The organism is Methylobacterium sp. WL7 (assembly GCF_008040085.1).
GTDB lineage: Bacteria > Pseudomonadota > Alphaproteobacteria > Rhizobiales > Beijerinckiaceae > Methylobacterium > Methylobacterium mesophilicum.
Map to the genome: position 1 here is coordinate 1 of NZ_VRVG01000053.1, position 24,576 is coordinate 24,576.

Annotated in this window: 29 protein-coding genes; 7 read left to right on the forward strand and 22 right to left on the reverse strand. The window is 71.3% G+C overall.

Annotated features, from left to right (window positions below; all coding sequences use genetic code 11):
* Positions 1-192 precede the first annotated feature (192 nt).
* The 20 genes from FV233_RS15070 to FV233_RS15165 form a co-directional block, all read right to left on the reverse strand.
* Positions 193-414: a hypothetical protein gene (locus FV233_RS15070; RefSeq protein ID WP_092038138.1), complete on the reverse strand. Its 222-nt coding sequence runs from the start codon at positions 412-414 to the stop codon at positions 193-195.
* 136 nt (positions 415-550) lie between these two features.
* The gene (locus tag FV233_RS15075) at positions 551-772 is read right to left on the reverse strand and encodes a hypothetical protein (protein WP_147856402.1); all 222 of its coding nucleotides are present in this window, start codon (positions 770-772) and stop codon (positions 551-553) included.
* A 159-nt stretch (positions 773-931) separates the two neighbouring features.
* Positions 932-1,933: an ATP-binding protein gene (locus FV233_RS15080; protein ID WP_147897923.1), complete on the reverse strand. Its 1,002-nt coding sequence runs from the start codon at positions 1,931-1,933 to the stop codon at positions 932-934.
* 6 nt (positions 1,934-1,939) lie between these two features.
* Positions 1,940-2,539, reverse strand: a complete 600-nt coding sequence (locus tag FV233_RS15085; protein ID WP_147856400.1) for a SpoIIE family protein phosphatase — start codon at positions 2,537-2,539, stop codon at positions 1,940-1,942.
* Positions 2,536-2,949, reverse strand: coding sequence for an ATP-binding protein (locus FV233_RS15090; RefSeq protein ID WP_147897924.1), 414 nt, complete (start codon positions 2,947-2,949; stop codon positions 2,536-2,538). Before FV233_RS15090 ends, FV233_RS15085 begins: the two co-directional genes overlap by 4 nt.
* A complete protein-coding gene (locus tag FV233_RS15095; RefSeq protein ID WP_147897925.1) occupies positions 2,946-3,401 on the reverse strand; it encodes an ATP-binding protein in 456 nt (151 codons plus the stop codon). Before FV233_RS15095 ends, FV233_RS15090 begins: the two co-directional genes overlap by 4 nt.
* The gene (locus tag FV233_RS15100; protein WP_147856397.1) at positions 3,379-3,768 is read right to left on the reverse strand and encodes an STAS domain-containing protein; all 390 of its coding nucleotides are present in this window, start codon (positions 3,766-3,768) and stop codon (positions 3,379-3,381) included. Before FV233_RS15100 ends, FV233_RS15095 begins: the two co-directional genes overlap by 23 nt.
* A complete protein-coding gene (locus tag FV233_RS15105; RefSeq protein WP_246689992.1) occupies positions 3,768-4,631 on the reverse strand; it encodes an STAS domain-containing protein in 864 nt (287 codons plus the stop codon). The genes FV233_RS15100 and FV233_RS15105 overlap by 1 nt, the downstream gene beginning before the upstream one ends.
* The gene (locus FV233_RS15110; protein ID WP_147857644.1) at positions 4,628-5,011 is read right to left on the reverse strand and encodes a response regulator; all 384 of its coding nucleotides are present in this window, start codon (positions 5,009-5,011) and stop codon (positions 4,628-4,630) included. Before FV233_RS15110 ends, FV233_RS15105 begins: the two co-directional genes overlap by 4 nt.
* Positions 5,012-5,106: 95 nt before the next feature.
* Positions 5,107-6,354, reverse strand: a complete 1,248-nt coding sequence (locus FV233_RS15115) for a methyl-accepting chemotaxis protein (RefSeq protein ID WP_147897926.1) — start codon at positions 6,352-6,354, stop codon at positions 5,107-5,109.
* 2 nt (positions 6,355-6,356) lie between these two features.
* Complete coding sequence (locus FV233_RS15120) at positions 6,357-6,734, reverse strand: response regulator (protein ID WP_210249484.1); 378 nt, start codon at positions 6,732-6,734, stop codon at positions 6,357-6,359.
* Positions 6,735-6,740: 6 nt separating this feature from the next.
* On the reverse strand, positions 6,741-7,535 hold the full coding sequence (locus FV233_RS15125; RefSeq protein WP_147857763.1) for a ParA family protein: 795 nt from the start codon (positions 7,533-7,535) through the stop codon (positions 6,741-6,743).
* Entirely contained in the window at positions 7,532-7,807 is a 276-nt protein-coding gene (locus tag FV233_RS15130; RefSeq protein WP_147897928.1) for a hypothetical protein, read from the reverse strand. Before FV233_RS15130 ends, FV233_RS15125 begins: the two co-directional genes overlap by 4 nt.
* Positions 7,807-10,446: a chemotaxis protein CheA gene (locus tag FV233_RS15135; protein ID WP_147897929.1), complete on the reverse strand. Its 2,640-nt coding sequence runs from the start codon at positions 10,444-10,446 to the stop codon at positions 7,807-7,809. Before FV233_RS15135 ends, FV233_RS15130 begins: the two co-directional genes overlap by 1 nt.
* Positions 10,443-10,820 (reverse strand): response regulator, encoded by a 378-nt coding sequence (locus FV233_RS15140; RefSeq protein WP_147857394.1) that lies wholly within the window; start codon positions 10,818-10,820, stop codon positions 10,443-10,445. The genes FV233_RS15135 and FV233_RS15140 overlap by 4 nt, the downstream gene beginning before the upstream one ends.
* 7 nt (positions 10,821-10,827) lie before the next feature.
* Positions 10,828-11,709 (reverse strand): protein-glutamate O-methyltransferase CheR, encoded by an 882-nt coding sequence (locus tag FV233_RS15145; protein WP_147857395.1) that lies wholly within the window; start codon positions 11,707-11,709, stop codon positions 10,828-10,830.
* Positions 11,706-12,326: a HEAT repeat domain-containing protein gene (locus FV233_RS15150; RefSeq protein WP_147897930.1), complete on the reverse strand. Its 621-nt coding sequence runs from the start codon at positions 12,324-12,326 to the stop codon at positions 11,706-11,708. The genes FV233_RS15145 and FV233_RS15150 overlap by 4 nt, the downstream gene beginning before the upstream one ends.
* Complete coding sequence (gene cheB / locus FV233_RS15155; RefSeq protein WP_147897931.1) at positions 12,316-13,422, reverse strand: chemotaxis-specific protein-glutamate methyltransferase CheB; 1,107 nt, start codon at positions 13,420-13,422, stop codon at positions 12,316-12,318. Before cheB ends, FV233_RS15150 begins: the two co-directional genes overlap by 11 nt.
* A 64-nt stretch (positions 13,423-13,486) precedes the next feature.
* The gene (locus FV233_RS15160) at positions 13,487-15,085 is read right to left on the reverse strand and encodes a chemotaxis protein CheW (protein ID WP_147856080.1); all 1,599 of its coding nucleotides are present in this window, start codon (positions 15,083-15,085) and stop codon (positions 13,487-13,489) included.
* Between the two features lie 31 nt (positions 15,086-15,116).
* Positions 15,117-17,048, reverse strand: coding sequence for a methyl-accepting chemotaxis protein (locus tag FV233_RS15165; protein WP_147856079.1), 1,932 nt, complete (start codon positions 17,046-17,048; stop codon positions 15,117-15,119).
* Positions 17,049-17,742: 694 nt separating this feature from the next.
* On the opposite strand from FV233_RS15165, the gene FV233_RS15170 reads away from it, so the two are divergent.
* From FV233_RS15170 to FV233_RS30360, 7 genes are all read left to right on the forward strand, one after another.
* Complete coding sequence (locus FV233_RS15170; RefSeq protein ID WP_187278116.1) at positions 17,743-18,723, forward strand: PAS domain-containing protein; 981 nt, start codon at positions 17,743-17,745, stop codon at positions 18,721-18,723.
* Between the two features lie 207 nt (positions 18,724-18,930).
* Positions 18,931-19,089, forward strand: a complete 159-nt coding sequence (locus FV233_RS30355) for a hypothetical protein (RefSeq protein WP_187277971.1) — start codon at positions 18,931-18,933, stop codon at positions 19,087-19,089.
* Positions 19,090-19,619: 530 nt separating this feature from the next.
* Positions 19,620-19,748 (forward strand): hemin uptake protein HemP, encoded by a 129-nt coding sequence (locus FV233_RS30895; protein WP_238262020.1) that lies wholly within the window; start codon positions 19,620-19,622, stop codon positions 19,746-19,748.
* Positions 19,745-20,635, forward strand: coding sequence for an ABC transporter substrate-binding protein (locus FV233_RS15180; protein WP_147897934.1), 891 nt, complete (start codon positions 19,745-19,747; stop codon positions 20,633-20,635). Before FV233_RS30895 ends, FV233_RS15180 begins: the two co-directional genes overlap by 4 nt.
* Positions 20,636-20,896: 261 nt before the next feature.
* The gene (locus FV233_RS15185; RefSeq protein WP_147897935.1) at positions 20,897-21,952 is read left to right on the forward strand and encodes an iron ABC transporter permease; all 1,056 of its coding nucleotides are present in this window, start codon (positions 20,897-20,899) and stop codon (positions 21,950-21,952) included.
* Complete coding sequence (locus FV233_RS15190; protein ID WP_147897936.1) at positions 21,945-22,793, forward strand: heme ABC transporter ATP-binding protein; 849 nt, start codon at positions 21,945-21,947, stop codon at positions 22,791-22,793. Before FV233_RS15185 ends, FV233_RS15190 begins: the two co-directional genes overlap by 8 nt.
* Before the next feature lie 93 nt (positions 22,794-22,886).
* The gene (locus FV233_RS30360) at positions 22,887-23,045 is read left to right on the forward strand and encodes a hypothetical protein (protein ID WP_187277930.1); all 159 of its coding nucleotides are present in this window, start codon (positions 22,887-22,889) and stop codon (positions 23,043-23,045) included.
* 238 nt (positions 23,046-23,283) lie between these two features.
* On the opposite strand, the gene FV233_RS15200 is transcribed toward FV233_RS30360, so the two are convergent.
* Both FV233_RS15200 and FV233_RS15205 read right to left on the reverse strand, forming a co-directional pair.
* Positions 23,284-23,553 carry a hypothetical protein gene (locus FV233_RS15200; protein ID WP_147857313.1) on the reverse strand — a complete coding sequence of 90 codons (270 nt, stop codon included), beginning with the start codon at positions 23,551-23,553 and terminating at the stop codon, positions 23,284-23,286.
* Between the two features lie 85 nt (positions 23,554-23,638).
* Positions 23,639-24,571, reverse strand: coding sequence for a glycosyltransferase (locus FV233_RS15205; protein WP_147857314.1), 933 nt, complete (start codon positions 24,569-24,571; stop codon positions 23,639-23,641).
* Positions 24,572-24,576: the final 5 nt, after the last annotated feature.

Consider the following 24,576-nt stretch of genomic DNA (forward strand, 5'->3'; position numbering starts at 1 on the left):
AGGCCGGCGCCGGCCGCGATCCGCTCGGCGGCCGCCCGCGCCCCCTCCCCCAAGCCCGCGGTCGCGCCGCCGGCCCCCAGGGCGAGGCACTTCTCGAAGCGGTCGCGCTCGGCCGGCGTCATGATGGGTCCCGGATCGACAGATTCGTCGGTGTCTTAGAACCTGCCGGCGGCTCTGTCCCGTGCGCTCCCGTCACCGGTTGTTCAGGAGCGCGCGGGCCAGGAGGTGCAGGGTCGCCCCGAGGCCGAGCGCGCAGGTCGAGACCACGAGCACCTGAAGCCCGCTGATGCCGGGACGCGGGCCGAAGCTGTAGGCCAGCAGCGAGCCGCAGGAGCCGGCCGAGACGACGCCGGACGCGATGGTGTTGAGCCACGTCGCCGACAGGCGGCGCCGTTCATCGTTGATGTCGCCCATGGCCGGCTCCCGTACGGGCGAATCCGTGTTTATATTCATAACAAAGGAAATATTACCAGAAATTGCATTCGGCCGCAAGGCGTCGATGCCGTTGCGGCTTGGTCAGCCGTCTCCTCCGGGCCCGACCACCGCGCGCTCAGGCGGCCCCCGTCCGGCAGCGGGCATAGCCCCGGGAGATCAGCCGGCTCTGGAGAACCGCCCGTCGCTCGGCCTCGCCGAGATCGGTCAGGGCGTCCGTGATCGCGGCGACCAGGGCGGTCCAGGCGTCACCCCGGGCGGCACGATGATAGGCCAGCGCGATCGCCTCGGCCTCGCTGAGCCGAATCTCCACGGGCGGTTCGTGCGGGTTCGTGTGCATCGCCAATCCGTCCTGTTGAGAACATATAGCGAACAAAGCGTGGAAACCGCCGCGGTTCAACTCTTTCGCGGGCCCGGGCTGCGATTGCGGTGGAGGGCTGTTGATCGATGCCGGAAAGTCCAGCCGCGGCGCGGCCTTACGGCGTCCGCCCCGGGCGGCTCAGCCGGCCGCGACCGGCAGCAGCAGGGTGACGGTGGTGCCGCGCCCGGGCTCGGACTGGAGCTGAAGGTCGCCCGACCAGCCGAGCACCATGCTGCGGACGATCGCGAGCCCGAGGCCGGTGCCCTGGCCGCTCGCCTTGGTGGTGAAATACGGGTCCAGCGCGCGTGCCGCGACGTCGGCCGACATCCCGTGGCCGTCGTCTGTCACCCGGAGCCGCATCCGCGCTCCGGCGCCGGCCCAGTCGCCGCCGACCCGGTCGACCTCGATCCGCATGTCCTTCGCCCCGGCCTGCACGGCGTTCTGGAGCAGGTTCAGCAGGATCTGGGTCAGCTCGCCCTGGAGGGCCAGGACCTTGGTGTCTTGATCCCGGATCACCACCGCGAACGGCTCGCGCAGCATCGGCCGGATGAAGGTGCAGGACGTCGCCACGGCGGCCCCGAAGGCGAGGCTCTGGGGTGCGATCGTCTCCCGCCGGACATAGCCCAGGATGCCCTGGATGACGCCGACCGCCTGGATCGCGCAGGCCTCGACGGTCTCGAGGTCGGCGCGCTCGGGCGGCCGCCCCTCGGTCAGGTCGGCCAGCATGATCTCGGTCATCCCGCGCACGGGCTGGAGCAGGTTGTTGAGTTCGTGCGCCACCGAGCCGACGAACTGGCCGAGCGTCTCCAGCCGCTGCCGGTCCCGCTCGGTCCGGTCGCGCTCCTGCTGCCGATGCTGCTCGAGCAGGTCGATCTTGGTCCGGTAGGCCACCGCCGCCGAGACCATCAGGGCGCTCAGGCAGGCCGACATGCGCCGGATGATCTCCGGCCGGTTGATCGGCACGCCCCGGTCGGACAGCGCCAGCGCCGCGCCCTCATGCAGGCCGGCGATCTCGTCGAGGGAGATGTCGTCGGTGATCGCCAGGCGGCCGAGTTCCTCGATGTCGAGGAGTGGGGCCTCGTCGGCCGTGGCGACGTAGCGGGCCACGCCCTCGGTGTAGCGCGGCAGCAGGCTTTCCATGTGGCCTCACCCGCGGAAGGCGACGCACAGGACGGCGCAATCGTCGCTCGCGCGTCCGTGGCTGGCCATCAGGTCGGCGGCGAGCCGCTCGGGATCGCCGCGCAGGGACGGCGGATCGGCCTCCAGGTCCACCGGCCGGAGGCCGTCGGTCCACAGGACCAGGATGTCGGCGGGGACGAACGGCACGACGAGGGGCTTGAGCGGGCGCAGGCCAGCCCCGACGATCCCCGGCATGCCGTCGAACCGGAGCGTCCGCTCGGCGAACAGCGCGCCCTGGATGTTGCCGACCGCCGCCGTCGTGATGGTCCCGGCGGCGGGGTCGATCCGCACCAAGGCCGCCGCGGCGCCGCGGGTGTGGCGCATGGCCCGGTCGGCGGTGGCGAGCCGCTGCGTCGGCTCGACGCCCACCTGTCCCTCGACCAGGGCGAGCAGGCTCCGGGCGGCATGGTGGGCGTCCGGCCCGTGGCCGAGGCCGTCGACGATGCAGGCCAGCGTGGCGTCCCCCTCCTGCCACCAGGCGACCATGTCGCCGCACGCGGTCTCGCCGGGATAGGTCCGGGTCACCGCGGCGATCACGGGGGTCGGGAGCTGCGGACGCGCGCTCATGGCCGCCGCACCAGGCAGACGATCCGGGTCCCTTCCCCGACCTGCGACGTGATCGCGAAGGCGTCGACCAGGCGGCGCGTCCCCGGCAGGCCGCAGCCCAGGCCGCCGCGGGTCGAGTAGCCGTCCTCCATGGCCAGCGCCAGGTCGCGGATCCCCGGGCCGTCATCCTCGGCGACCAGCTCGATCACGGCCGCCCCGGTCGCATCCTGCGCGGTGAGGCGGATCAGGCCGCCGCGGTCCGTGTGGAGGACCAGGTTCATGGCGAGTTCGGAGACCGCCGTCGCCAGGCCGTGCGCCCGCACGGTGGTGAAGCCGTGCCGCAGCGCGAGCCGGCGGGCCTCCTGCCGGGCTTCGGCGGCGTCGATCTCGCTGGTCACCCTGACGGTCACCACGTCCGGCTCCGGACTCATCGGCGCCTCGTCATCCAGGTCCGGACCAGGGTGTGGCCCGGCCGGGTCTCGATCGTCATGTCGTCCATCAGCTTGTGCACGGCGGCGAGGCCGAGCCCGAGGCCGCCCCCGGTGGAATATCCGCGCGTCATCGCGCCGGTGACGTCGGCGATCCCGGGGCCCTGGTCCTCGACCTCGATCACGATGCTCCGCTCCTGGGCGGTGAGGCCGGTCAGGACGCGGCACGCGCCGCCGCCGGCATAGATCAGGGCGTTGCGGGTGAGTTCGGAGACGACCGTGGCCAGGCGGGTCTGGTCGACGGTGCCGAACCCGATCGCCGCCGCTGCGGCGCGGCTCGCCTGGCGGGCCCGCAGGATGTCGTCCTGGACCCGGATGTCGACGACCGCGCGCGTCGCGGTGCCGGACACCTCCGGCTCCTGTCCGTCGCGATCAGGCGGCCGGGACTTCGTCATGGCGACCTCCGCGGGACGCCATCAACCGACCGACCTTGGCCACGCCGCCCTCGAGATCGAAGGCGGTCTCCATGTCGATCATGCCCCGGCCCATCTCCACCAGGGTCAGGGCCACGGCGGGCTGCATCCCGGCCAGGACCGCGACCCCGCCCATGATCTTCACCATCTTGGCCGTCTCCGACAGGATCCGGGCCATGTAGGAATCCACGACGTCCGCGGCCGTGATGTCGATGACGAGACCGTCGGCCTTCCCGGCCTGGATCAGCGCGAGGGCGTCGATCTGGAGGTCCATCACCTGCTGGTCCGTCAGGTCGGCCGGCAGGGAGGTCAGGAGGACGCGGCCGAGCCGGAGGATGGGGACGCGCATCAGAGCATCGTCCCGGCCGGGCCCCTGGCGTTCTCGCCGAGGAGCCGGAAGGCTTCGGCCAGGCCGGCCCGCAGGGTCCCCCGGGTGATCATGCTCGACAGGTCCACGTCGAGCTTCACGAGGGTCTGCGCCGCGTCCGGACTGATGCCGGTGACGATCACCCGGGAGCCGAGCAGGCGCGCGGCCTCGACGGTCTTGGTCAGGTGCAGGGCGACGCGGCTGTCGATCACCGGCACGCCGGTCACGTCGAGGATCGCGATATGCGCCTCCTCGCGGGCGAGCGCCTCCAGCAGCCACTCCATCACCTGCCGGGCCCGCTGCGTGTCGATGATGCCGACGAGCGGCATCAGGATGATGTGGCGCCAGATCGGCAGGGCCGGGGTCGCCAGGTCGAGGAGGGCCCGGCCCTGGCGCTTGATGATCTCCTCGCGGGTCTCGACGAAGGTCGCGAAGGTGATGAGCGCCAGCTTGTCCACCGCCGCGTCCAGGGCGGCGCGCGCCTGGTCCGGCTCGGTGATCCCGTTGCCGGCCTCGCGGTTGAGCAGCCCCCCCGCGATCGCCTTCAGCGCCAGGATCAGCGTGGCGGTCTCCATCGGCGTCAGGCCGTCCCGGGCGCAGGCCGCGCTGATCGTGGCGGCCTGTTCCTCGAGGGTTCTGAAGGCCGCTCCGGCGCCCTCGCCGTCGCTGGCGAGGAAGTAGGCCGTGAGCTTCTCGACCAGCGTGCCCAGTTCGAGCTTGAGCAGCTGCAGCGAGGCCGGCCGGGCCGCCGGGGCGGCGTCGCGCAGGTGCGCGAGCCAGGCGTCCAGCACGCCCGCCCGGTTCTGGAGAAGGATTTGTCCGACGCCGTGCATGAGTTCGGTCATTCCTTGGCGGCCGATGGGGCGAGGGCGGAGACGGCGGCCAGGAGCTCCTGCATGCCGACCGGCTTCATGAGCACGCGGTCGGCGCCGACGCGCGCGGCCTCCTCCATCGAGAAGAGCTGCGGCGCCCGCGGGGCGCCGCCGGTGATCGCGATGATCGGCAGGCCGGGCCTGTTCGCCTTGACCCAGCCGATCAGCGTCAGGCCGTCCCGGCCGGGCATCCACAGGTCGGTGACGAGGAGGTCGAACGGCCGGCCGCTCAGCAGCGTCTCCGCCTCGGCGGCGGAGCCGCATTCCTCGACCCGGTGCTGACCGCGCTCGAGAAACCGCCGGACCGTCATCCTGACGACCGGCACGTCATCCGTCAGGAGGATCGATGCCATCGATCAATCCTCCCGACGTGTCTGCTGGAGTTGCGCATCGGAAGACCTGATTAAAGGACGCATGCGCGTTAGTAATATTCGTATGTCACCAATTCCTAAAACAATTCGATATCGTTCGTGACATGCGCGTTGCTTTTCGGAGGTGAAGGACCTTCCGAGAGCGCGATATCTGCGAAAGACTTAACGTCGGGCCAAGATTTCGTCAAGGGATTCGATAGATCCAGCGCGTGGAGATGCGTGCGCGCCGCCGCGAAAATACCTTCGAGATGCTGAAGACGCTGCCGCGTGACGTCCTGAAACTGGATCGAGCCGATCAGCCGGACGATCGGCTGCGCGATGCGGGCGCTCTCGTCCTGGACCTTCACCAGCGTGTCGCGCTGATGGGCGACCAGGCGCTCCATGTTCTCGGTCAGGCTGGCGATCGCCGCGGCGATCTTCATCAATTCCCCGCGCTCATCTTCGACCCGGTTCGTCACCAGGGTGGAGAAGTTCTCCCGGATGGATTCGCGTAAGGCGGCGAGGTCCCGGGCGATCCGGGTCGCGGTGTCGGCCGAGGCGTTGGAGAGTTCCTTGACCTCCTTGGCGACCACGGCGAAGCCCGCGCCGGCCTTCTCGGCCCGGGCCGCCTCGATCGTGGCGTTCAGGGCGAGCAGGTTGGTCTGGCGGGCGATGGTCTGCACGCCGTCGGTGGCCCGGGTCAGCTGCGCGGTGGCGACGTCGAGCTCGTCGAGCCGCTGCCGGCACTCCACCACGTCCTGGTCGCGCCGGACCAGGAAGTCGCCGATCAGCTGGCGGTTCGCGGTGAGCTGCTGGTCGGTCTGGTCGACGATCTCGATCACCCGGGCGTTGGAGCCGGACAGGTCGAGGAAGGACAGCAGCTCGGTCATCGCGCCGTCGACCTCGCGCAGGCTGGTCATGATGTCGTAGGCGGCGGCCTCGGTCTCGACGGTGACCGAGGCGGTGTCGGTGGCGGCGCGTTCGAACAGCCGGTCGTAGACCGCGAGATGCTCGGCCAGGGCGGCCTGGATCTCCGCGGGTTCCGCCCCGGCCGGCCCGGCGGGCCCATCCCGCCGACCCTCCGGGGATGGCACCGCCTCCGCCGGCATGGTCTCCGGGGATCCGGGCGCCTCCGGGCCGGCCGGCGGGCGTGCCGCCGCTGCGGCGGCCCGACCGGCGGCCCAGCTGGTTCCCCAGGTCGCCGCGAAGCCGACCGCCGCGATGGCGGCGACGCCCGGCACGGGGCCGAACGCGGCCGTGCCGACGGCGGCGAGCGCCACGGCGGCCAGCACGGCGCAGAGCGGGCCGAGCCATCGGATCGCGTGCGGCGGCATCGCCCAGGCCATGGTCAGGCTCCGGGAACGAGTTGGCAGATCACCTTGAGCAGGGCTTCGGGATCCACCGGCTTGACGATCCAGCCCGTGGCGCCCGCCGACTTGGCCTCGTTGCGCTTGTCCTGCTGGGACTCGGTGGTCAGCATCAGGATCGGGATGAACTGCAGGCCCGGGAGCTTGCGGACCCGGCGGATGAGGTCGATGCCGTTCATCGCCCCCATGTTCAGGTCGGTGATCAGCAGGTTCGGCTTGGTGCCCGCCTGCAGGGTCGCCAGGGCCTGCTCGCCGCTGGCGGCCTTCACGACGCCGAGGCCGGCCTTGCTCAGGATGCCCTCAATGCTCATCAGCATCGTGGGTGAGTCGTCAACAATCATGATCGTCGTGGCCAACATGGTCTCCTAGGGTGCTGCGTGGGATGCGGGCGCCGCGCCGGGCCGCCAGAAGGCGGCCAGCTCGTCGGCCAGCAGGCCGTAATCGGCCGCGCCGCGGCTGGACGGGGCGTAGGCCTGGATCGGTTTGCGGACGGCGAACGCCTCCGCCAGTCGGATGTCGGTCCGGATCCCGGTGAGCACGCGCTCGATCCCGAATTCCCGGGCGATCTCCTGCATCGTCTCGCGGTGGTGGGTGGTGTGCACGTTCAGCATCACCGGCAGCAGGCCGACCACCGTCAGGTCGCTGTTCACCGTGGTGGCGATGCGGAAGAACAGCCGCGCCAGCTGCCGCACCCCCTCGGCCGACAGGGCGTGCGGGATCATCGGGACGAGCACGCCGTCGGCCGCCGCCAGGGCGTTGACCAGGATCATGTCCAGCGAGGGCGGCGTGTCGACGATCACGAGGTCGAAGCGCGCCGCGATCTCCGGCGCGCGCAGGCAGCGCTGTAGGGCCGAGACGCTGCGGTCCACGGCCGTGGTGCCGTCGAACAGCTGGTCGGCGGGGGCGACCGACACGCCCGCGAAGGCGGTGGACCGGATGGCATCCTGCAGGTCGAAAGCCGGATCCGTGAAGATGTGGTGGGCGGTCGGCGCGTCGCGCTCCGGCACGATGCCGAAGCCCAGCCCGGCATGGCCCTGCGTATCGAGGTCGATCAGCAGCGTGCGCCGGCCGCGGGCACCGCATTCCGCGGCCAGGTTGACCGAGGTCGTCGACTTGCCGCTGCCGCCCTTCCGGTTCGAGATGGCCAGGATCGTGGTCAAGCGGCCGCCCCGGGCGCCGGCGGGGCGGCCTCCGCGGCTCCTTGCAGGAACGGCATCACGAGCGCGGCCAGCGCCGGGTCGGCGGGCGGCGTGAGGGCGGCCGGCCGCGCGGCGGCCAGGACCTGCAGGATCGCGGCGTGGAGCCCGAGGCACTTGGTCAGCACGACCTTGTGGGGGCCCGGCTTGCGCAGGGCCTCCAGCAGCGGCAGCGCCTCCTCGACGGTGCAGTGCCCTTCGAGGTGGACGGTCTTGCGGGCGATCCGGATGGCCATCACAGCAGCTCCCTGAGATCGAGGACCAGGAGGACCCGGCCGTCCCCCAGCAGCGTGGTGCCGGCATAGCCGCGGATGCCGGCCAGGACGCCCTCCAGGGGCTTCAGGATCACGTCCATCCCCTCCCGGAAGTTTTCGATGATCAGCCCGACCCGCCGGCCGTTGACGTGGCAGACCAGGACGGCGGCGTCGGCCTCGTCCTGGGTCTGCTGCTGCTGTTGCTCGGGCAGGTGCAGCAGGCGCGACAGGCGCAGCAGCGGGATGATCGTCTCGCGCAGCACGAAGGTCTCGGCCTTCTTGATCCTGCGGATGTGCGCGCGCGGCACCCGCACGGTCTCGACGATCATGTCCATCGGCACGCCGTAGAGGCTGCCGGCGGCCTCCACGATCATGATCCGGGTGACCGCCATGCTGAGCGGCAGGGCCAGGCGCGTCGTCGTCCCCTCGCCGAGGCGGGAGCTCACCGAGACCTGGCCGCCGAGCTTCTCCACGGTGGTCAGCACCACGTCCATGCCGACCCCGCGGCCGGACAGGTCCGAGATCTCCGCCGCCGTCGAGAAGCCCGGGCGGTAGATCAGGTTGATCGCCTCCTGGTCGGACAGGCGGTCCGCCTCCTCCTGGCCGATCACGCCCTTGGCGATGGCGGCGGCGCGGATCCGGGCCGGGTCGATCCCGCGGCCGTTGTCCTGGACCTCGATGACGACGCTGTCGGCCTCCTGGCGGGCCTTGAGCAGGATGCGCGCCGTCGCCGACTTGCCCGCCGCCCGGCGCTCGTCCGGCGATTCGATGCCGTGATCGAGGGAGTTGCGGACGATGTGCAGCAGGGGGTCGCCCAGCGCCTCGATGATGGTCTTGTCGGCCGCCGTGTCCTCGCCTTCGAGGGCGAGGTCGATCCGCTTGCCGAGCTTGCGCGCGAGGTCGCGCACCAGCCGGGGGAACCGGTCGAAGATCTCGGCCACCGGCAGCATGCGGACCTGCATGATCGCGCCCTGCATCTCCTGGGCGAGCCGGTCGATGACCGCGTACTGCTCCTTGATCTCGCGGGACATCTCCCGCGAGGCGTAGGTCTCCTCCGCCCGCTTGGCGAGGAACGGCAGGGCGTTCTTCGAGACGACGAGTTCGCCGATCAGGTTCATCAGCAGGTCGATCTTGGCCTGGTCGACCTTCAGGGATTTTGGGGCGATGCGGCCCTCGGGCTCCTTGCCGGCGGCAGCTGCGACCGGCGCGGCCTCCTCGGCGAAGGTCTGCGGCAGCGTCCCGGCAGGGTCCGGCGCGGCCTCGGTGCGCTGGAGCGGGGCGCCGGCCAGCACGGCCGTGAGGGCGTCCAGCACGGGCGCCACCGAGCGGGCCTCCCGGGCCGCCTCCAGGGCCGCCTGGATCGCGGCGCGGTCGGCGTCGCGGCCGAGGCTGAGGAGCACGTTCCCCACCACGGTGCCGACCGAGGCGAGGCGATCCGCGTCGTAGCCGGTGCGCTCCAGGGCCCGGTGCTGGCTCATCAGGACGGAGCGGGCGAGGTCTTGCCGGGGATCTGCGGCTTGCGCGGCCGGCTCCGGCGCCGGCGCGGCCGGCGAGGGAACGGCCGGAGCCGGATCGAGCCGGCCCGAGCCGGCGGCCGCCACCAGCGCCGCCACGAGATCCGCATCGAGCTCTCCCGCCGACAGGGCGACGTCGAGCCAGTCCAGCGCCTGCCGGCGCCACAGTGTCGGCCCGGCGACGCTGCGCAGCGCCCCCACGGCCTTGCGCAGGTCGTCGTGGCGCCCGGCGGCCAGGAACGCCGACGCCGCCTCGCGGAAATCGTCCCAGATCGGACCGTCGCTGGCCGCGCCGTCGATCCGCACCAGGTCCCGGGGCCGCACGGCCGCGATGGTGACCTGGTCCAGCTCGTAGCGCATCGCCTGCTCGATCTCGGGCCGGGGCGCCGCACTCAGCAGGGCGAAGTGCAGGTTGCACTGGTAGGGGTCGAGATCCTCCAGCGGACCCCAGGGCTCGGCCGCCGCGATGTCGAGGGCGAGCGCGTCGGGCACCTGCTGGATCGTCAGCAGGGGATCGGTGCCGTTGAAGAAGCAGCCCGGCTCCGGCGCGTAGCGGACCAGATGCACGGCCTGGCCGCCGCAGGCGCGGCGGAACGCGTCCAGGCAGGCGGCGGCCGGCAGGCGGGCAAGAAAAGCCGGCGGCAGCGTCGCGACCCCCGCCGCGGACCCCGGATCGGCCGCCTGCCGCGCCTCCGCGACCGGCGCCCCCGCGTCGTCCTGTGATCCCAGGCGCTGGCGCAGCTGCGCGGCCATCCGGTGCGCGACCCCGTCGGCATCCGCCGGCAGGGCCGCGCGGCGCTCGAGCTCGTCGATCCACTGGCCGACCTGGTCCAGGCTGTCGAGCAGCATGTCGACCAGCGCCGAGTCGATCTGCAGCGCGTCGGACCGGACCTCCCCGAGGAGGTCCTCGGCGGCGTGGACCAGCCGGGTCAGGGCCATAGCGTCGAACAGGCCGGACGAGCCCTTGATCGTGTGGACCGCCCGGAACACCTCGTTGATCGCGGTCTCGTCCGTCGGGTTCCGCTCCAGCTTCAGCAGGCCGCTGGCCGAGACCTGCAGCAGCTCGCGCGCCTCCGGGATGAACCGGGCCAGCAGGGGGTTGGTCATGCCTGCGCGCCCGTCAGCAGGCGCGCGGTCTCGACCAGCAGCACGGGATCGGCCGGCTTGACGATGTAGAAGTTGGCGCCGACCGCGTAGGCCCGGTTCGCATCCGAGTCCGCGGCCTCGGTGCTGATCGTGACCACCGGGATCGCCTGGAGCGCGGGCTCGCGCCGGATCCGGGACACCAGCTCGTAGCCGTCCATCTTGGGCATGTTGATGTCGACGATCATCAGGTCGTAGCCGCCGAGCAGGGCCTTCTCCAGGCCCTCGACCCCGTTGGCGGCCTCCTCGACCACGAACCCGGCCCGGCCGAGCACGTCCTGGTAGAACATCCGCATGGTGATGCCGTCTTCGACGACAAGAATTCGTTTCCCGGACATGCCCGTCTCAATCCTGTTCGATCGGTCTTTGGTAGACGATCGTGTCGCCGAACTTGCGCGGCAGGAACATCGACGACATGCGGCTCATGCTCTCCGAATGACCCAGGCAGATGAACCCGCCCGGGATCAGGCATTCGTAGAGCGCCTCGACCGCGGCGCGTCGGGACGTGTCGTCGAAGTAGATCAGCAGGTTCCGACAGAAGATCACGTCCATCGCGCGGTAGCGGTGCATGTGGATCGGGTCGGACAGGTTGGCGATCGAGAACTCGATGGAGCTGCGCAGCTCCTCGTGGATCTCGAACTGGTCGTCGCCGAGCCGGCGGAAATACTTCTTGCGCAGCTCGGGCGACAGCCGCTGCAGGGAGCGGTTGCCGTAGATCCCCTTGCGGGCATCGGCCAGCACCCGGGAATCGATGTCCGACCCGGTGATCTCGATGGCGAAGTCGTCCGCCCGCGACCAGTTTTCGAGGATCTGGATCGCGATCGAGTAGGGCTCCTCCCCGGTCGAGCAGGGCATCGACCAGATCCGCAGCGTCGCGCCGGGCCGGCGCGTCCGGGTGATCTCGGGCAGGATGCCCCGAACCAGGGCATCGAACTGGTAGTCCTCGCGGAAGAAGTAGGTCTCGTTGACCGTCATCAGGTTGACGAGATGCTGCAGCTCCTCCCCCGACGCCTGGAAGCGCAGCAGGGTGAAGTAGGCCTTGAAGCTGTCGCTCCCGGTCTTGGCGATCCGCTCCAGGAGACGCTTCTCGACGAAATACTCCTTCTTGCCGCTGAACGAGATGCCCGTGCGGCGATAGAAATACTCGTAGAACTTCTCGTACTCGTCCTCGCTGATCTGGATCGCCGAGGCGGTCTGCCCGAGGGAACGGGAGGGCTGCTGCATCATGCGCCTCCGATCCGGCGGATCGCCGCGGCGGCCGCGAAGCGGATGAACGGCACCTCCGGGAAGCGCGCGGCCAGGGCCTGGAGCGGCGCGACGGCGCGCTCGTTGCCGATCTCCGCGAGGCCGTCCACCGCCGCCGCGCAGACGTTGATGTGGGGATCGTGCGCCACGACCTCGGCCAGCCAGTCCGGCGCCTTCGGGTGCGGCAGCAGGCTCAGCATGTTGACCGTCAGGATGCGGACGTCGCTGTCGGGATCGGCCAGCAGGTCGGCGACATGCGGCTCGACCTCGTCCGGCATCTCCTGAAGCGCCTCGATCGCGGCGTTGCGCAGCCCGCTATCCTCGCTGCGGAGCAGGGGCAGCAGGCCCTCGACCACCGCGGGGGACTTGAGGCGGATCAGCGTCGTCAGGATCACGGCGCGGACGCTGGCGGCGGGCTCGCGGCCGAGATGCGCGCACAGGAGCGGCCCGGCCTCCGGGAAGGCGCCGAGTTCGCGGGCGGCCCGGCGCCGCTCGCCGCCTTCGGGCGAGGCGAGGGCGGCCGTGAGCGCGGCGAGATCCGCGTGCGGCGGCGCCCCGGCGTCGGCCGTCGGGGGCAGGGTCGGTTTCTTAAGGGCCACGGCGGCGTTCCCCGGCTCGAGCGCCGGCTTCCGGGGCACGGAGCCACCCGACGAGCTGCTCTGCGATCGCGTCGCACGGCAGGACCAGGCTGGCCCCGCCGCGCTTGATGAGTTCGTGCGGCATGCCGAAGACGATGCTGGTGTCCTCGTCCTGCGCGATGGTCATGCCGCCGCCGGCCCGCACCCGGGCCATCGCCTCGGCGCCGTCGTCGCCCATCCCGGTAAGCTGCACGGCGATCAGCCGGTTGGCCGGGAGATGCGCCAGGGCGCTCTCGACCATGCGGGTGACGCTGGGATGCCAGATATGCTCGTTGCTCTGCGGCAGCGGCGTCGCGGAGTAGCCCGTGCCCCGGCGGGTGACGACGAGGTCGGCATCCCCCTTGGCGATGTAGACCGTGCCGGGCTCGATCGGCATCTGCCGGGCGACCTCCACCACCGAGACGGCGCAGAGGTCGTTCAGCCGGCGGGCGAAGACGCCGGTGAAGCTGCTCGGCATGTGCTGCGCGACCAGGACCGGCCAGGGGAAGTCCTTCGGCAGGCGGGGCAGGATCTCCTCCAGCACGCCGGGCCCCCCCGTGGACACGCCCACCAGCACCAGCCCGGGCGGCCCCCCGCGCGCGAAGAAGACCCGGGGCGGCGGCTCCGGCGTGGCGCGTTGGCGCTGGGCGGCCAGGCGCCCGCGCAGGCCGGTGCTGCGGCGGACCCGGGTGGTCGCGGCGCTGCGGATCTTCATCAGGAGTTCGCGGTGGATCCGGTCGATCGACAGGGAGATCGTGCCGCCGGGCTTCTGCACGAAGTCCACCGCCCCGAGGCTCAGCGCCTGCAGGGTCGTCTCGGCACCTTGCTCGGTCAGCGACGAGACCATCACCACCGGCCGCGGATCCTCGCTCATGATCCGCGACAGGCAGGTGATCCCGTCCATCTCGGGCATGTTGACGTCGAGGGTGATCACGTGCGGATCGAAGGTCCGCAGCGCCTCCAGGACCTCGACGCCGTTGCGGGCCGTCTGGACCGTGAAGCCGCCCGCCGACTCGAGGAGCTGCGTGAGGTGCCTGCGCATCAACGCGGAATCATCGGCCACGAGGGCTCGGATCATGCGGGGTCTCGCCAGGGTGACGGAATGAGGGGGCGTCGGGCCGGGCCGGGGCCCGGACCCGCGCTCAATGGGTGCTGAGCCGGACGGCGGCGGCTTCCTGGGTGTCCAGGAGCTGCATCGTGTCGAGCAGCAGCACCATGCGCTTCTGGCTCTCCAGGTTGGCGACCCGGCGGATCAGGCGCGTCTGCGCGTCCGACAGGTTGGGCGCCTCGCCGATCGCCTTGGCCGAGATCCGCATCACCTCCGAGACCGAATCGACGATGAAGCCGGTCTGGACGCCGCGGACGGTGAAGACCATGATCCGCTGGCGGTCGTTGCGCTCCGCCTCGGCGAGGTTGAAGCGGCGGCGCTGGTCCACCACCGGCAGCACGATGCCGCGCAGGTTGATCACCCCCTCCACGAAGGACGGCGCCTTCGGGATCCGGGTCAGCTCGTCCGGCACCCGGACGATCTCCTGCACGGCCTCGATCGGCACGCCGTATTCCTCGCCCATCAGGCGGAACACCACGAACTGCTCCTCGTCGGCGGCGTCCTGGCGCTCGTCCCCGTCCTGTCGTCCGTCGGCGCTCATGCCCTCGTTCTCCGTGGCGGCGAGCTTGCGCAGCTCGGTGGTGTCGAACATCTTCTCGACCGACAGGACGGAGACCAGCCGCCGTCCCTCCTGCAGCCGGCAGATCGCCTGGATCTCGTCCATGCCGCCGTCCTGGGACAGCAGGGCCGGCATCGCCTCGACGAGGTTGCGGCTGACCCGCAGCACCTCCTTGACGCTGTCCATCACGACGCCGACCGACAGGGTGCCGCCCTCGCCCAGCGACACCACCACGACCTTGTTGGTCTCGCTGAATTCCTTGGCCTGCAGGCCGAACATCTCGCGTAACGACACGAGCGGCAGCAGGCGGTTGCGCAGGGTGATCACCCCGAGCACGTGGGCGGGCGCGTTCGGGACGTGGGTGAGGCGCTCGGGCAGCTGCACGATCTCCTGCACCCGCTCGATCGGGAAGGCGTATTCCTGCCCCGCCACCTCGAAGCTCACGAGCTGGTCCTCGTCGGCCTCGACCTCGGCCCGGGCGGACGAAGCCGCGTCGGCGGCCTGCACCTGGCCGGCGGCCCGGCGGACCTTTGTGGCGATCTGGCTGAACTCGCGGCTCACCAGCTGGGCCGCGTCCAGGATCATCACCATGGACCGGCCGTCCTCGCCCTTGATCATCCCGGTCAGGAGGCTGGTGTCGACGCTGCCCTCGATCGCCGAGGTCGGCTCGATCCGGTCGGGATCGACGGTCACGACGTTGGCCATCCGGTCGACCACGAGGCCGATCGGATTGCCCTGGTCGAGCACCACCACCCGGGTGGCGTCGTCGTTCAGCACCGGCGGGAAGGCGAACACGTCCCGGAGGTTGAGGACCGGCAGGACCGTGCCGCGCAGGTTGGCCAGCCCCAGCAGCGAGGGGGGGCTGAATGGCACCCGCACCACCTCGGGGATCCGGATGATCTCCTGCACGTCGGCCAGCGCGACGGCGAACATCTCCGTCTCGACGTGGAAGATCACGAACTGACGGGCCTCGCTGCGGCCCTCCGCCAGTTCGGGCCGCGCGGCGGCGTCGGCCAGATCGGGCGTGAACCCGGAATCCAGCGCCTGCACCGCCTGAGCTGCTGCGTTTGCCATGGTCGGTCTCTCGCTCCCCGGGCGGTTCGGCTCAGGCGGCCTGAAGCTCGTCGGCGAGCGAGGCGATCTCCTCGATCGCGGCGGCGAGCTGCTCGGCGCCCTTGCCCTGCTCGCTGGCGGCGATCCCGGCCTCCGCGGAGGTCCGCGCCGCCTGCTGGGCCGCGGCGGCGACCTGCTCGATCGCGGTCTGGACCTCACGGACCATGCGGGTGATGCCGTCGGCGCCGGTCAGGATCTCCCGGTTGCCGCCCAGCACCTCGGCCATGTCCTTGATCACGGTGTCGAAGTTGCGGGAGATGGCGCCGCTCTTCTCGACCTCGCTGGCGGCTCCGTCGGCGATCTCCTGGATATCGCCGCGCACGAACACGATCGTGTCCTGGATGGCCTTGACCGTGTCCTTGATCCGCTCGGCGTTCTCGGCGGAATCCCGGGCGAGGTTGCGGATGTCCGTCGAGACGACGGCGAACCCCTTGCCGAACTCGCCGGCGCGGGCCGCCTCGACCGAGCCGTTGACCGCCAGCATGTTGGTCTGGATCGAGACCGTGGTGATCGCGTCCACGATCTTGTCGATGCGCCGGCTGACCTGCTCCAGGGCGGCGACCTGATCGCGGCTGACGCGGCCCGCCTCGACGGATTGCTGCAGGCCCTCCATCATCGCGTCGACCAGGGTCTTGTTCTCGGCCAGCGACTCCGAGATCACCTGCGCCTTCTCCACGGCGGCGGCCGCCAGGGTCTGGGTCACCTGGGCGCGCCGCTCGATCTGCGCGATCGCCGCCGAGGATTGCTGGGTCGCGGCCGATTGCTGCTGCGCCCCCTTGGTGATCTCGTCGAGGGCGATCGTGACCTGTCCGGCGGCGCGGTTGATCTCCTCGACGGCGCTGGACAGCTCTTCCGCCGCGGAGGCGACCTCCTCGGCGCTCTTGCCGATGTTGGTGCTGTTCTTCAGCTCCTCGGCCAGGCCGGACAGCTCCTGGGCGGCGTCCTCGCTCTGCGACAGGGCCGTGGTCTGCTGCTCGACCATCTTGCTGGCCTCCTGACAGGCCGCGCTCTGCTCCTCGGCCGCGGCCGCGATGATCTCCGCGCCCTTCTGCGCCTCCGTGGCCGCGGTGGCCGATTCCTCGGCGGCGCTGGCCAGCTCGTTGCAGCTCTCGATGATCTCGGCCATGTCGGTGCGGACCCGCGCGAGCTGGCCGCTGACCGCCCGGCCGGTCTCGACCTGGGAGCGGGCCGAGGTCGCCGACTGGCTGATCCCGTCGGCCGCGACCTTCACGTCGGCCTGGATCTGCGCCACGAGCGCCTGGATGTCGCGGGCGGATTTTTCGCTGGTCTCGGCCAGGGTGCGCACCTCGTCGGCGACCACCGCGAAGCCCTTGCCGTGCTGGCCGGCCCGGGCCGCCTCGATGGCGGCGTTCAGCGCCAGCAGGTTGGTCTGGTCGGCGATCCGGGCGACCGCCTTCACGATCTCGCCGATGGCGCTGGCCTGCCGGTCGAGCTCCTCGACCAGCTTCACCGAGGCCTCCTGGCGCTCGGAGGCCTTGACGATGGCCGCGACCGACGCGCCGATCTGCGCGGCGGTCTCGACCACGAGACCGGACAGGGCCTCGGTCTTGCGCAGCGAGTTGGTGGCGTTCTCCTTGGCGGCCTGGATCAGGACCCCGCCCTGGTTCACCGCCTTCATGGTCTCCTGGGCGGCGCCCGCGGCCTCCTCGGCGCCGACGCCGATCTGCTCGGAGGCCTTGCGCAGCTCCTCGGCCGCGGCCGCCGCCTCGGCGATCCCGCTGGACAGCTCGGCGGTGGCCGAGGCGATCCGCTCGGCGGCCTTCTGCTGGCGCGCGAAGGTCCGGGCCTTGCGCTTCTCCGCCTCGGCGACGAGGTGCGATCGACCCGGGGAGGCCGACACGCTCTCCCGGGGGGCGGTCGCGGCCGGGATGGAGTGGATGGCGGATTTCTTCGCGAGAGCCATGTGTCGACGCCTTGGTATCGGGGTCAAAGGGTTTCCCGGTCCTCGGGAGGAGCCGGTGTGTTGGTATTCAGATCGGCATGTGACGGGTGTGCTGGTTTTCGGGTCGAACCGAGATGTTGTTTGCTGGTATAAACTACAATTTGATTTAGTGCCTGATCATGTGAATAGAATGTGACATACATAAACTAATGAGATCATAATTCTTATCCAAAATGCGTCGAGCCACAAGGTTTTTTCTGAATGAAATCTGCTCAGCGAATTACTTAAATTTTCCTCGACGCACTGGTCTTGATCAGAATCGGTTCATTTAGCCAACGGGTCCCTGGGCCGCTCCGGATCACTCGCGGAGACTGCGATGGCCTGGACGCGATCAAGAACTTTAAGTAGACGGCCCGTCGGCCGCTGGCGCCCGAGCCGACCGCCCGGACCTCACGGGATGGGGCGCCCGGGGTCATGCCGGCACCGCAGCGAAGCAATGCTCAGCTTGAGCTAGCGGAGAAGGTCGCGGCTGCGTTACAAGATCCGGGAATGGAATACTGTTCGGCGGGCATCGCCGCGCACTAAATATAGATCTTTATAGGGCCTGATCTGATCGTTAGATGCTGATTTTGAGTCATTTTAGATGAAGCATGATCCTGTTTCGGCGTTCGATAATGATAATCTTGCAGAGGAAATTCCGCTCTCGTCTTACCAGATGCTGAAGCTGGTCGAGGAGCGCGGCGGGGTCGGCTTCTGGTCGATCGAGATCGCGACCCGCCGGCTTTGGGGCTCCCAGGGATTCCACCGGGTGACCGGGCTTCCGCCCGCGGACGACCTGCGCAGCCTGTGCCGCCGGCTGATCCATCCCGACGACCAGGCCGCCCAGGCTGACCTTTGGGACCTGATCCAGCTCGGCCATGCGGTCGAACGGGAATTCCGGATCATCCGGCCCGACCAGACGGTCCGGTGGGTCGCCCTGAAGACGGACGTGGTGCTCGGGCCCGATGCGCGGCCCGCGCGCACGGACGGCGTCCTGCTCGACACGACGGCGACGCACGAGGCCCGGCAGATCGCGGCCTGGATGCAGGGTCGCCAGACCGGCGTCCTGCGCGCGATCACCGCCGCGACCTGGTCGGCCCATCCCGCCGGGGAGATCGAGATGGCGGCCGGCTGGGACCGCCTGACCGGGCAGACGGCCACCGAGATGGCCGGGCTCGGCTGGCTCGACGCGCTGCACCCCGACGACCGCCGGGCCGCCCAGGCCGCCTGGGAGGCCGCCCGGACCACCGGCGCGCCCTACCGCGCGGAGTACCGCATCCGCGGTGCGGACGGGGCGTACCGCCGGTTCAGCAGCCGGGGCGCGGCGCAGGCCGAGCCCGACGGGGCGGTGCGCGAATGGTTCGGCCTCGTGCTCGCCGTGCCGGACGACGCGCGGGACGCGGTGCCGGATGCCGCGATCGGGCCGCTGATCCGGGGGGCCCGGGCGGTCATCGGCTGGTCGATCCAGGACCTCGCCGCGGCCTCGGGGGTCTCGGGCTCCAGCGTCCGGCGGATGGAGGAGTTCGGCGAGGGCCCGCGTCCCAAGATCCGCCAGGCCGTCCGCCAGGCCTTCGAGAGCGCCGGGATCCGGTTCTCCACGATCGGCGCCGACCGGGTCGCCATCGAGGTCGATCTCGCGCGCTTCCCGCCAGCTTAGAGCGCTCGCCGCCGCAGTGGATGCCGGCTCTCGCGGCATCCGGCCGCAAAGCCGCCCGCCGGGCCGACGCGCGATGCGGGGCCTCTCGGACCGGGCCGTCGCCCCGCCCCCGGGAGCCGGTGTAGGCCATTCGTTAACGCCGGGTCTGCATCCATATCGGCACCGAAACCGTTGCGCGTGTCCGATTCGGCCGCCGGGGCAGCTGTCATGACCATCCTGAGCGTCATCTGCCTGGTGACCGGTGCGACCCTCGCGGGCATCGCCCCGAAGCGCTCCGTCCAGCAGGCGGCCCTGGAGAGCGCGGGCGGCAGCCTGATCGTGCTCGGGCTCGTGATCATCGGCGCGGGCCTGCCCCTGTTCGGCTGAAGCGGCGCCGCCGCACGTCCCGGCAGCGTCCCGATACCTGCGACCGCGACGGCTCTGTCGAGCCGGCTCGCGCAGCGCCATGATGGTCCGCGAGCATCGGAAAAACCGCGGCGGTCCTCGACGTCGGCATCGCCGTATCGACCGACCACGGGACGCGCTTCACGGCGCGTGTTCCAGTCTTGCGCCGTTCCCGCCCGGACGTGCCGCGATGATCGCGGCGAAAACCGGACAGATGAGACTGATGTCCGCGCAAGCTTATCCTGGACCGGAGGGCTCTGGTATTTGCCGCTGATCGCCCCTATGGTTCGATCTCTTCCATGTGTCTTTGTATTTTGAAGTGTTACAAAGAACGAAGCTGAGGCTTTCCAAAGATGTCCGGTCTGGACGGGGATGACGATCCGGGCGCGCGGGTCGCGGGCCGCGGGGATCCGCGGACCGGGGTTCGGGCGTTGCCCACGGGTGCGTTGGCCAAGGGAGGGTTGGCCAACGGAGGGTTGGCCTTGGGAGCGTCGGGCTTGGGAGCGTCGGGCTTGGACCGGGACGGCGAGATCGTCTCGGCGAGCCTCCTGCAGGGGCGCCGCGAGATCGTCATCCGCCATGCCGGCCAGCGGTACCGGCTCCGCATCACCGCCAACGACAAGCTGATCCTGACCAAATGACGCCATCCCCCGCCTGGTCGCGCCGCTCCCTCCTGGCCGCCGCCGCCGCGGCTGCGCTCGCCCCGCACGGTGGCGTCGCCAAGGCCGACCCGGCGCCGGCCGGCCGCATCGCCGCCCTCGGGGGCGCCGTCACCGAGATCCTGTATCGCCTCGGTGCCGGCCCGCGGATCGTCGCGGTCGACACCACCAGCCTGTATCCGCCCGAGGCCCTGCGCGAGAAGCCGAATGTCGGCTACCTGCGGGCGCTCTCGGCCGAGGGACTGCTCGCCTGCGGACCCGATCTGGTGATCGCCGCCGACGGCGCCGGCCCGCCCGCGGTGCTGGCGCAGCTGCGCGAGGCCGGCCTGCGCGTCGAGACCGTGACCGAGCCGCCGAACCCCGAGGGCGTCCTCGACAAGATCGCCGTCATCGGACGCCTGGCCGGCCTGGACCAGGAGGCCGGATCCCTCGCCGCCGAGGTCCGCGCCCGCTTCGCGGAGGTCGCGGCACGACGCGCGCGGATCGAGACGCCCGCCCGGGCGATCGTCGTCCTCTCCCTCCAGGGCGGCCGCACGGTGGTGGGCGGCACGGGGTCCACGGCCGACGGCATGCTGGCGCTCGCCGGCATCACCAACGCGGCCGCGGGCGTCGCCGGGTTCAAGCCGATGACCGACGAGGCCATCGTGGCCGCCGCCCCCGACGCCGTGGTGATGATGCAGAACGGCCCGGAGCCGCCCAAGCCCGAGACCGTGTTCGCCCCCGATTCGGCCCTGGGCCGGACCCCGGCCGGCGCGCAGGGCCGGCTGATCGCCATGGACGGCCTCTATCTACTCGGCTTCGGCCCGCGCACCCCCCAGGCGGCCGCCGAGCTGATGCGCGCGATCTACCCGGGCCTGCCGGGTGAGTGAGGGGGGCACGCCTGTCTTTCCTGCGCGGAGGCTGCGGGAGCCGCATGCCGGTCTCCACTGGCCGCAACGCGCTCCCTCTCCCGTGCGGGAGAGGGTTGGGGTGAGGGATGCGACCTCTCCGGAAAGATTTGATCCCTCACCCTGTCCCTCTCCCGCACGGGAGAGGGGACCCGCGCCTCAGCCGGAGAGGTGGGTATCCGGTGGTCCGCAGAGGGCGGAGAGGATGTCGCGTAAGGCGTCCCAAGTCGTGAGCGGGCCGCCATGATGCTGAACCGCCGCGCCGCCCTGCCGTGGGTGCTGGCGGCGCTCGCCGGGCTGATGCTCGCGGTCGCGCTGCTGTCGGTGAGCCTCGGGGCGATCCGGATCCCGCCGGAGCGGGTCCTGGCGGTGCTGGCCGGGGGCGGGAGGGAGCCGGCGCTGGCGCGCGATGCCCTGGTGGTGCTCAACATCCGGCTGCCCCGGACCCTGCTGGGGCTGATGATCGGCGCGGGGCTCGCGGTCTCGGGGGCGCTGATGCAGGGGCTGTTCCGCAACCCGCTGGCCGACCCAGCGCTGGTCGGGGTCTCGTCGGGGGCGGGCTTGGCCGCCGCCTGCATCATCGTGCTGGGCGACCGGCTGCTCGCCCATTTCGGCCTGCCGGGGCCGCTGCCCTATCTGGTCCTGCCGGCAGGCGCCTTCGTGGGGGGCCTGGGCGCGACCCTGATCCTGTACGGGCTGGCGACGCGCTCCGGGCGCACCGCGGTGGCGACGATGCTGCTCGCCGGCATCGCCCTGGGGGCGCTGAGCGGCGCGCTCACCGGCCTGCTGACCTATGCCAGCGACGACCGGCAGCTCCGCGACCTCACCTTCTGGTCGTTGGGAAGCCTCGGTGGCGCCACCTGGGGCAAGGTCGCGGCCTCGGCGCCGCTGATCCTGCCGGTGCTGCTCGCCGTGCCGTTCCTGGGCCGCGGCCTCAACGCGCTGGTGCTCGGGGAGGCGGAGGCGTTCCATCTCGGGATCCCGGTGGAGCGGTTGAAGCGCGCCTGCATCGTTCTGGTCGCCGTCGCGGTCGGCGCCAGCGTGGCGGGCGCCGGAGTGATCGGCTTCGTGGGCTTGGTGGTGCCGCACGCCCTGCGGTTGGCGATCGGCCCCGAGCACCGCCTGCTGCTCCCGGCCTCGGCGCTGCTCGGCGGCGCGTTCCTGGTGCTGGCCGACGTCGTCGCCCGGCTGGTGGCGGCCCCGGCCGAGCTCCCGATCGGGATCGTCACCGCCCTGGTCGGCGCACCGGTGTTCCTGTGGCTGCTGCTCGGCCGGGCGCGGGTCGCCGCCGATGCCTGAGCCGGCCCTGCTCTCCGCCCGCGACCTCACCGTCACGGTGGCCGGCCGCGACCTCGTGCGCGACGTGTCCCTGTCCGTGGCGGCCGGCTCCCTGCAGGTGATCGTCGGCCCGAACGGCGCCGGCAAGTCGACCCTGCTGCGCCTGCTCTGCGGCGAGCTGCGCCCGACACGCGGGCAGGTCGCCTACGGGGGCGAGGCGGTGGAGCGGATCCCGGCCTGGCGGCTCGCCGCGATGCGGGCGGTGCTGCCGCAGGCCGCGCGCCTCGCCTTCCCGTTCGCCGCCGCCGACGTGGCCCGGATCGGCCTCGACGGCATCGGGCGGGGCCTCAGGGCCCGCGACCGGGACGCGATCCTGGCCCGGGCCCTCGACCGGGCCGACGTCGCCCATCTCGCGACCCGGGCCTACCCGACCCTGTCGGGCGGCGAGCAGGCCCGGGTGCAGTTCGCCCGGGTGCTGTGCCAGATGGAGGCCGGCCGCACGGTCGCGGACGCCCAAGTGCTGTTCCTCGACGAGCCCACCGCGAGCCTCGACCTGAACCACCAGGGCGCGCTCCTCGACGCCGCCGCGGCGCTGGCGGCCTCGGGCGTCGCCGTGGTGGCGATCCTGCACGACCTCAACCTGGCGGCCGCCTACGCCGACACGCTGCTGGTGATCGAGGCCGGCCGGCTGGTCGCCACCGGGCGGCCCGCGAACGTGCTCCGCGACGACCTGATCGCCCGGGTGTTCGGGGTGCGCTGGCCGGTCGGAAAAATCCCCGGCCCGGACCAGCCGTTCATCCTGCCGCACCGGAATGTTGCCGGTCCGGATCAGCACGACGCTGGGCCTCCGGTTCCTCGGTAACCGCTTGGAACTCGGCACGCAGCTGAGCCTCGTCGCTGCGCGGACGAACCTGCCCGCGCACGAAGGACCCGGTCACAAGAAGCCTACGGGCTGGTGGATGTCTTCGCGTCCTACGATCTCGACGATCGCGTGAAGGCCGAGTTCATCGTCCAGAACGCCTTCGACAAGCGCTACCGGCAATATCTCGACGCCCTGGCGAGCCCGGGCCTGGTCGCCAAGGCGGCGCTCAGCCTCAAGTTCGCGACGCGATAACGCGGAGGGTGGCGGCCTCTGGTGCTTGGGGGCGTCCGCCCGGAGTGGATGTGAGTCGGTCAGCTCCCAAAAGCCTGTTTGACCGTCCTTCCCAATCCCCCCGTGCGCCGCTCGCCTCAGGCCCCGGCAGGCGCGCCGCATCCTGCCTCCGCTCACGGAAACGGCGGGGCTCTCACCCCGCCGCGGATCCGTTGCTTCGTGACCGGCCGCCCGTGCGGGCGTCGGCGCCCGTGCGGGCTTACAGGCCGAACAGGACTCCAGCCGAACCGGCCACCGTCATGGCGAGACCGCCCGCGAAGGCGCCGATCATCGCGTAAGAGAAACCCTTGAGGACCATAGCGTGCACCCCTTTCATCGTGCGGCGGGCCTCGGGTGAGGCCCTGAAAACCAACTGCAATGATGATGCCGGTTCGGCCGGGTGCGTGCGGTGCGATGAAACACGCTGCAATGCGGAACGATTTCGCGCGGGCACGATGCGAGCGGGCATGACGCGGGCCGGAATGGCCACGCCGGCGTTCGACCGCCCAGCCCGGCACCATCGGTGCGCCAGCCCGTGACCCCGCCGGAGGCTTGAGCCCCTTGGACGCCCGGGCTTACCGGTGCCGGGAGGGGTGATATTCCCGGTAGCTCAGGCCGAGCACCGCGGCGAGCAGCCCGGCGCCCCGGCACAGGGTGTAGAAGCCGCCGACCAGGGTGGCGGGCCGGAGCGACAGCCCGGCGATCCCGAGCCGGAGTGCGCCCCCGCCGAGGCGGGCCAGGCCCCGGGCCGCGTTGCTGAGCCGCCCGCTCACCGTCTCCGGCCGGAGGCGGCCGAGATAGGCCTCGACGCTGCCGCTGCGGTACCAGCGCGCCAGCAGCCAGCGCACCCGCATCCGGTGCGCCGGGATGCTGTCGTACACGATCGCGTCGGGCGCCCAGGCGATCCTGTGCCCGGCAAGCAGAAGCGACCGGAAGAAGATGGTGTCCTCGCCGCCCAGGGTGTTGAAGCGCATGTCGAAGGACAGGCCCAAAGCCGTCACCACCCGGAGGTCCAGCAGCGCGTTGGCCGTGTAGGCGTCCGCCACCATCCCGTCGCGGACCGGCAGGGTCTTGGCGAAGAATCCGCCGGTCGTCGCCCAGGCCGGGGGGACCCGGTCGAACAGCGGCACCACCGGGCCGACGCAGGCCGGGGCGCCGGTCCGCTGCGCCGTGTCGCGCAGGCTGCGCAGCCAGTCCCGGTCCGGCACCTCGTCGTCGTCGATCAGGGCGATCCAGTCGGCGCCGAGCGTGGCGGCCGCCGTGAGGCTGCGGTTGCGCACCGCCGCCAGGCCCCGGACCGCCTCCCGGGCGTAGGTGATCGGGAAGCGGCCCGCGGTGCGGTAGGCCTCCACCACCGGGATGGCGGCGTCGCTGCGGCCGTTGTCGACCACCAGGATCCGCAGGGCGGATTCGGCGAGGTCGCCGAGCCGCTGCCGGTCGATGGCCTTGAGCAGCAGCGCCAGGCCCGCCGGACGCTCGCAGGTGCAGATGCAGAGGCACAGGCGCATGGGGT